A 6,964-nucleotide genomic window follows, 5' to 3' on the forward strand; every position below is an offset into this window, starting at 1 on the left:
CGCGGCGCCACGACCCGCGTGTGCGCGCCGCGCGTGCGCGCGCCCCTCCCGCCCGTCCCGGGCGCGGCGATCGTGCGCGCCCTGTCGCCGCTCGTCCCGTCCGCGCGCCGCGCCGAGTGGCGCGCGGAGTGGGAGGGGGAGCTGGCGTGGGGGGCGCACGAGGGGGCGCGCCGCGGCGAGCCCGCCGCGCTGGTGGCCGCGCGGCTGCGCTGGCGCGCGCTCGGCGACCTGCTCGACGCGGCGTGGCTGCGCCGCCACCACTCGCACTCCGGAGGCCCCGTGCTCGCCCACGACCTGCGGTACGCCGCGCGCGCGCTGCGCCGGCGCCCGGGCTTCGTCGCCGTCGTCGTCCTCACGCTCGCGCTGGGGATCGGCGCCACGACCGCGCTCTTCTCGGTCGTCAACGGCGTGCTGCTGCGCCCCCTCGCGTTCCCCGAGGCCGAGCGGCTGGTCGAGGTGCGCGGCGTGTCGACCGACGGGAACCCCGAGCGCGTCGGCGCGAGCGCGTCGTACCCCGACTACGTGGACTACCGCGACCAGTCGACGCGGTTCGCGCACCTCGCGGCGTTCCGCACCTGGACGACGACGCTCACCGCGGCCGACGCCGAGCCGGCGCGCCTGCCGCTCATGCTCGCCACCGCGAGCTACTTCCCGACGCTCGGCGTGCGGCCGCTGGTGGGGCGCGCGCTGGTGCCGGCCGACGAGCGGCCGGGGGCGCCCGCGGTCGCGGTGCTCGGCCACGCCCTCTGGCGGCAGCGCTTCGGCGGGGACCCGGCGGTGGTCGGCCGCGCGATCACGCTCGACGGCGTGCCGACGACGGTGGTCGGCGTCCTGCCGCCCGACGCGAAGCTCGACCGCGCCGACGTGCAGCTGTGGCAGCCGGTGGTGCCCGGGGCGCTCGAGCGCGAGCGCGGCGTGCACCGCTACTCGGTCGTCGGGCGCCTGCGCCCGGGGGCGACGCCGGAGCAGGCGACCACGGAGCTGCGCGCGGTCGCGCGCCGGCTGGAGGCCGCGTTCCCGCGCGACAACGCCAAGCGCACCGTCGAGCTGCGCGCGCTGCGCGAGTCGGTGGTGGGCGACGCGCGCCCGGCGCTGCTGATCCTGTTCGGCGCGGTCACGCTGGTGCTGCTGGTCGGGTGCGCGAACCTGGCGAGCCTGTTCCTCGCCCGCGGCGCGGCGCGCGAGCGCGAGATGGCGGTGCGCGCCGCCCTGGGCGCCGGGCGCACGCGGCTGATGCGGCAGTGGATGACCGAGAGCCTGCTGCTGACGCTGAGCGGCGGGCTCGCGGGGCTGGCGGTGGCGTGGCTCGGCACGCGCGCGCTGCTGGCGTTCGTGCCGCAGTCGATCCCGCGCGCCGGCGAGGTGACGCTCGACCTGCCTGTGCTCGGCTTCCTGCTCGCCGTGAGCGTGGCGACGGGGCTCGTGTTCGGCGCGCTGCCGGCGCTGCAGCTGCGGCGCGACGCGGGCGCGCCGGGGCTCGCGGGCGCGCTCTCGGGCGGGCGGGCGACGGCCGGCCGGTCGCGCACGCGGCTCCGCCAGGGGCTGGTGGTCGCCGAGATGACGCTGGCGACGGTGCTCGTCGTCGGCGCGGCGCTGCTGCTCAAGAGCTTCTGGCAGCTGCAGTCCACGCGGCTCCCCGTGCGCCCCGAGGGCGTGGTGGTGACGCGCCTCCTGCTCCCCGAGACGCGCTACGACTCGTCGGCGAAGATCGTGCGCTTCTACGCGCGACTGCGCGAGGAGGTCGCCGCGCTCCCCGGCGTGCGCTCGGCGGCGGTCGCGTACGAGCACCCGATCGGCGCGGGGTGGACGTCGAGCTTCACGATCGTCGGGCGCCCGAAGCCGACCGAGGGGGACCGCCCCGAGGCGCGCGTGCGGCCGGTGCAGCCGGGCTACTTCCGCACGGTCGGGCTGGCGCTGCGCGCGGGGCGCGACGTCTCAGCGGACGACCGCATGGACACGCCGGGCGTGGTGGTGGTGAACGAGGCGTTCGTGCGCCGCCACTTCGCCGGCGCCGACCCGCTGGGCCACGTGCTCGACCGCGAGGGGCCGTGGTGGCCGGGGCAGCCGACGACGTTCACGATCGTGGGCGTGGTCGCCGACGAGCCGTACCTCGGCGTCGGGCGCGAGGCCGACCCGGCGACGTACTACCCGCACGCGCAGTTCCCGATGGGCGACATGTGGCTCGTCACGCGCACGGACCTCGGCGTCGCGGCGACGGCGCCGCTGCTGCGCGAGCGCGTCTGGCGCCTCGACCCCGCGCTCCCGGTGGAGGAGGTCACGGCGCTGCGCGCGCTGCTCGGCACCTCGCTCGCCGAGCCGCGCTTCAACGCGTCGCTGCTGGCGCTGTTCGCGGGGGCGGCGCTGCTGCTGGCGGCGGTCGGGATCTACGGCGTGCTCGCGTACACGGTGGCGCAGCGCACGCGCGAGATCGGCGTGCGCCTCGCGCTCGGCGCGGCGCGCGGGCAGGTGGTGCGGCTGGTCGTCGGCCAGGGGCTGCGCGTGGCCGCGGCCGGGGTCGTGCTCGGCACGGCGGGGGCGCTGGCGCTCGGCCGCGTGCTCGGCGCGCTGCTGCAGGACGTGAGTCAGCGCGACCCGGCGGTGCTCGGCGCGGTGGTGGTCGTGCTCACCGGGACGGCGCTCGCGGCGGCGTGGCTGCCGGCGCGGCGCGCGAGCCGCATCGCGCCGACGACGGCGTTGCGGGCGGAGTAGCGCCCGCGCGCTTCAACGGCAGGGAGAACGGATCAGATCTGATTCGGACGGATTCATCGGATCGCTCCTCGAGTCTTCAGGCGCCCATCCGCCGAATCCGTCCTGATCCGGACCGATCCGTTCTCCCCGATGGTTGAATCCTGAACGGTCGCGAACGCAGACGTGGCGCGCAGCCGCGCAGCCGCGCAGCTCACTTCCTCCCGAACCGCGCGAGAATCCACCCCGACACCCGCTCCAGCGCCGCCGGCGCGAAGGTCTCCTCGATCGTCGCGTACTCGGCGGGCGCGCCCGTCTTCGCGGTCTGGAAGAGGTGGTTGAGCCCCGGCATCTCGACCAGCGTGACGTCGCGGTTCCCCCCCTCGCGCAGCGCGGCGCCGACCGCGCGCAGGTTCTCGGCGTACGGCACCTGCAGGTCGAGCGTGCCGTTGAGCGCGAGCACCGGGACGCGCGTCGCGCGCAGCGCCGGGCGCGGGTCGTAGACGACGAAGTGGCGCATCCACGGCGTGAGCACCTGGCGCCCCCCGACGTCGAGCTGGCGGCGCGCCGCCGCGCGCTGCGCCTCGGGGAGCGTGGCCGCCACGCTGTCGAGCACCGCGCCGACGCGCCGCGCCGCGTCCGCCGAGTCGCGCGACGCCCGCACGGCGGCGAAGACGCGGCGGTTGGAGGCGACCAGCTGGTCGAGCATCAGCGTCGGCACCCCCTGCGCGGCCGCGATCAGCCGCTGCTGCAGGAGGAGGATCGAGTCGCCCGGCACGCCGGGGCCCGCCAGCAGCACCGCGAACGCCACGTCGGGGGTGCGCGAGGCGACGAGCGGCGCGATCAGCCCGCCCTCGCTGTGGCCGACGATCCCGACCGCGTCGCGCCGCACGCCCGCGCGCGCGCGCAGGACGCGCACGGCCGCCTCCGCGTCGGCGGCGAGGTCCACGCTGGTGGCGGCGGCGAAGTCGCCGGTGCTCCCGGCCGTGCCGCGGTCGTCGTAGCGCAGCGTCGCGATCCCGCGCCGCGCGAGGTGGTCGGCGAGCACGAGGAAGGGCCGGTGCCCGAGCAGCGTCTCGTCGCGGTCCTGCGGCCCCGAGCCCGAGACGAGCACCGCGGCCGGGAACGGCCCGTCGCCCGGCGGGAGCACGAGCGTGCCGGCGAGCGTGACGCCGGGCGCGGACGCGATCCGCACCTCCTCCGTGCGGTACGGGAAGGGGGGCGCCGGGTCCTGCGGGCGCGGCTTGGGCGGCGCGGCCGTCGCCAGCGCGGCCACGCGCCCCATCGCCAGCGGCCCCGAGCCGCCCCCCTGCGCCCACCGGCCGAGGAGCGAGTCGCGCGTCAGCACGCCGGTGAAGGTCGCGCCCGCGCCGCCCATCGTGGCCACCAGCGTGTCGCCGCGCACGGCCAGCACCGCCGGGAGGCGCACGCCCCCCTGGTCGATGCTGACCATCTCCCCGGCGAGCGTCCCCGCGGAGTCGCGCCGCACCTGGAGGCCGAGGCGCAGCGCCTGCGCCCCCGACTGCAGCGTGCCCTGCCAGGTGCCGACGAAGCGGTCGGCGGGGGGCTGCGGCCGGGCGGCGCCGGCGGCGAGGGCGAGGACGACGAGGAGGGGGCGCATGCCCCCAACTTACCGCGCGGCCTTGGGGGCGGAGTGGAAGATCTTGTTCACCACCTTCCACTCGCCGCCGGTCTTCAGGAGGGTCATGTAGTCGGTGAGCGTGGCGCTCGGGTAGTCGAGCTCGATCTTCGCGGTGGCCGCGTCGCCGGTGCGGTCGATGAAGACGATGCGCCGGCGGCGCTGCGCCTCGTCGGCCGCGGGCTTCCCCGACGCGCCCGCGATGTACTCGGCGCCGGTGCGCGTGGCGACCGTGTCGCCGCGCACGAAGTACAGGTTGGCGACGGGGTGGAACGCGGCGCGGAAGTGCGCGCCGTCGCCGGTCGCGTGGCCGGCGAGGTAGTGGTCGAGCGCACGGCGGATCGCGGGGAGCTCGGGGTCGGCGGCGTTGTCGGCCGGGGCCTGCGCGGCGAGCGGCGCGGCGGTTGCCGCCGCGGCGGCGAGGAGGGAGGCGAGTCGGCGCATCGGGTCGTGTGGTGGGAGGGACGTGCGCCCATCTTACGGCGTCCGCGGCGCGCCGCCGCCCCGTTCACCGAAGTCTGACGGATGCATCTCGAGTTCCGGACGATCGGCCCCGACGACGCGGCCGCCGTGTGGGCGGTCCGCGTCGCCGCCGCGCGCGACCTGACCGCGCGCCACGGGCTCGGCCCCTGGTCGGGCGAGGGGACGCCGCGCGGCGTGGCGGCCGGGCTGCGGCACGCGCGGATCTGGCTCGCGCACGCCGACGGCGAGCCGGCGGCGACGTTCCGGCTGGCGACGCGCAAGCCGTGGTCGATCGACCGCGCGCTGTTCACGCCGTGCGCGCGCCCGCTGTACCTCACCGACATGGCGGTCGCGCCGGCGTGGCAGCGGCGCGGCGTCGGGCGCCGCTGCCTGGCGGTCGCGCTCGCGGCGGCGCGCGACTTCCCGGCGCAGGCGGTGTGGCTCGACGCCTTCGACGCCGCGGCGGGGGCGGGCGCGTTCTACGCGCGGTGCGGGTTCGCCGAGGTCGGGCGCGCGCCCTACCGCGGCGTCCCGCACCGCTACTTCGAGCGCGCCGTCGATCCGGTCAGCGCTCCGCCGACCAGTCGGTGAGCGCCGCGACGACGAGCGTGAGCGCGGTGAGGCCGAAGCACAGGTTGCGCGCCGCCCGGTGCTCCGCGAAGCCGAGCACCCACGGCATGGCGGGGAGCGCGGCCGCGATCGCCAGCTCGGCGGCGCCGTGCGCCTTGAATGGGACCAGCCGCCTCGCGCTCATCGGGTAGTCGGTCACCGCCGACAGCCCGGTGTAGCCGGCGGCCAGCGTCTCGAACAGCCGGGTCGCGGCGCGCGGCATCCCGAACAGCGGGGGCGCGACGGCGACGGCCGCCGAGGTGGTGTAATCGAGCACGCCGTGCAGCGTGGGGGAGATCGGGCGGCGCATCGGGAGCCTCTCGGGGACGGGGGGAGGCCCCAGGCGCGAACCGCGTTCCACGGCGCGCCGCCGCCGCCGGGCCGCCGCCGGGCCGGCCCGGGGGCTCGCGGGTATCAGGGCGCGACGCCACCCTTCCCCGATGCTCGACCGATTCCTCTCCTGGCTCTCCCCGGCCGCGGCCGCGCCCGCCGCCGAGCGCCACCTGCTGCGCGGCATCCCCGTCGAGGTCGAGAACACGCGCCCCGACATCGCCACCGCCGACGTGCTGGCGCGGCTCGACGAGTCGCTGGCGCTGATCGAGGCGCACCAGCCGTGGCGCCTCGCGCACCTGCGGCGCGACGTGCGGCGGATCCGCGTGGCGCGCTTCGCCTGCCGCGGCGCCTACTTCCCCGACGACCGCACGGTGCTGACCGAGCTGACGTTCCTGGCGCGGCGCGACATCACCGCCGCGCCGGTGGCGTCGTCGATCCTGCACGAGGGCGTGCACGCGCGCGTCCACGCGATGGGCGTGGTGCGGCGCGACGCGACGGACCTCGCGCGCGAGGAGCGCCTGTGCCGCCGCGCCGAGCTGGCGTTCGGGCGCGCGCTCCCGCCGGCGCTCGGCGCGCCCGTGGTCGAGCGCGCGCTGGCGACGCTGGACATGGAGGATCAGGAAGTGGCGCCCGCCGTCGACTGGCGCGTCGCGCAGGCGCGGATCGACGCGGTGGATCGGAACAGCTGACCTGCGACCTGCGACCTGCGACCTGCGACCTGCGACCTGCGACCTGCGACCTGCGACTAGGTGCTCTCGCAGGACGCAGGTCGCAGGTCGCAGGGTCAGTTCATCGGGGGCCGCGGACGCCCGCCCTGTCCCCCCTGCCCGCCGGGACCGCCCGGCCCGCCGAAGAATCCGCGCATCGGGTTCTTCACGTTCTCCGGCACCTTCGCCCACTGCTCGGCGGAGAGGACCGCCTGCGCGTCGCGCAGCGCGTCCTGCATGATCTGGCCGCGCTCGCCGAGCTTGGGGCGCACGGCGGCGAAGAGCGTCGCCTGGTCGGGGTTGTTCCCCTGGCGCGCGATCAGGGCGCGCACGTCGGCGGCCCAGCGCGTGTTGCGCGCGGCGAGCGTGTCGCGCACCGCCGCGAGCCTCGCGACCTGCGCCGTGTCGAGCGCCAGCGAGTCCTTCAGGTCGATGATCTGCGCGACCGGGTTGAGCGCCGCCGCGGCGGCCGCCGCCTCGCCGTCCGCCTGGCCGCCGGCCGCGCCGCCGAGCAGCGCCGCGAGCGGGC

General features: G+C 77.5%; 6 protein-coding genes and 1 pseudogene. 3 read left to right on the forward strand and 4 right to left on the reverse strand.

Annotated features, from left to right (window positions below; genetic code table 11):
* The coding region (locus PYV61_RS18370; protein ID WP_275834297.1) for an ABC transporter permease at window positions 1-2,709 on the forward strand (2,709 nt) is incomplete at its 5' end.
* Between the two features lie 190 nt (window positions 2,710-2,899).
* Here PYV61_RS18370 and PYV61_RS18375 read toward each other — a convergent pair.
* Window positions 2,900-4,306, reverse strand: a complete 1,407-nt coding sequence (locus PYV61_RS18375) for an alpha/beta fold hydrolase (protein WP_275834299.1) — start codon at window positions 4,304-4,306, stop codon at window positions 2,900-2,902.
* A gap of 9 nt (window positions 4,307-4,315) precedes the next feature.
* Window positions 4,316-4,768, reverse strand: coding sequence for a nuclear transport factor 2 family protein (locus tag PYV61_RS18380; RefSeq protein ID WP_275834301.1), 453 nt, complete (start codon window positions 4,766-4,768; stop codon window positions 4,316-4,318).
* Between the two features lie 81 nt (window positions 4,769-4,849).
* On the opposite strand from PYV61_RS18380, the gene PYV61_RS18385 reads away from it, so the two are divergent.
* Window positions 4,850-5,377, forward strand: coding sequence for a GNAT family N-acetyltransferase (locus PYV61_RS18385; RefSeq protein ID WP_275834303.1), 528 nt, complete (start codon window positions 4,850-4,852; stop codon window positions 5,375-5,377).
* On the opposite strand, the gene PYV61_RS18390 is transcribed toward PYV61_RS18385, so the two are convergent.
* Window positions 5,352-5,705 (reverse strand): hypothetical protein, encoded by a 354-nt coding sequence (locus tag PYV61_RS18390; protein WP_275834305.1) that lies wholly within the window; start codon window positions 5,703-5,705, stop codon window positions 5,352-5,354. The genes PYV61_RS18385 and PYV61_RS18390 overlap by 26 nt on opposite strands.
* Before the next feature lie 130 nt (window positions 5,706-5,835).
* Between PYV61_RS18390 and PYV61_RS18395 the strand changes: the two genes are divergently transcribed.
* Window positions 5,836-6,417 (forward strand): hypothetical protein, encoded by a 582-nt coding sequence (locus PYV61_RS18395; RefSeq protein WP_275834307.1) that lies wholly within the window; start codon window positions 5,836-5,838, stop codon window positions 6,415-6,417.
* A gap of 95 nt (window positions 6,418-6,512) precedes the next feature.
* Here PYV61_RS18395 and PYV61_RS18400 read toward each other — a convergent pair.
* Window positions 6,513-6,964 (reverse strand): annotated as a pseudogene (locus PYV61_RS18400) (hypothetical protein); the annotation flags it as partial.

The organism is Roseisolibacter sp. H3M3-2, from assembly GCF_029211165.1.
GTDB lineage: Bacteria > Gemmatimonadota > Gemmatimonadetes > Gemmatimonadales > Gemmatimonadaceae > Roseisolibacter.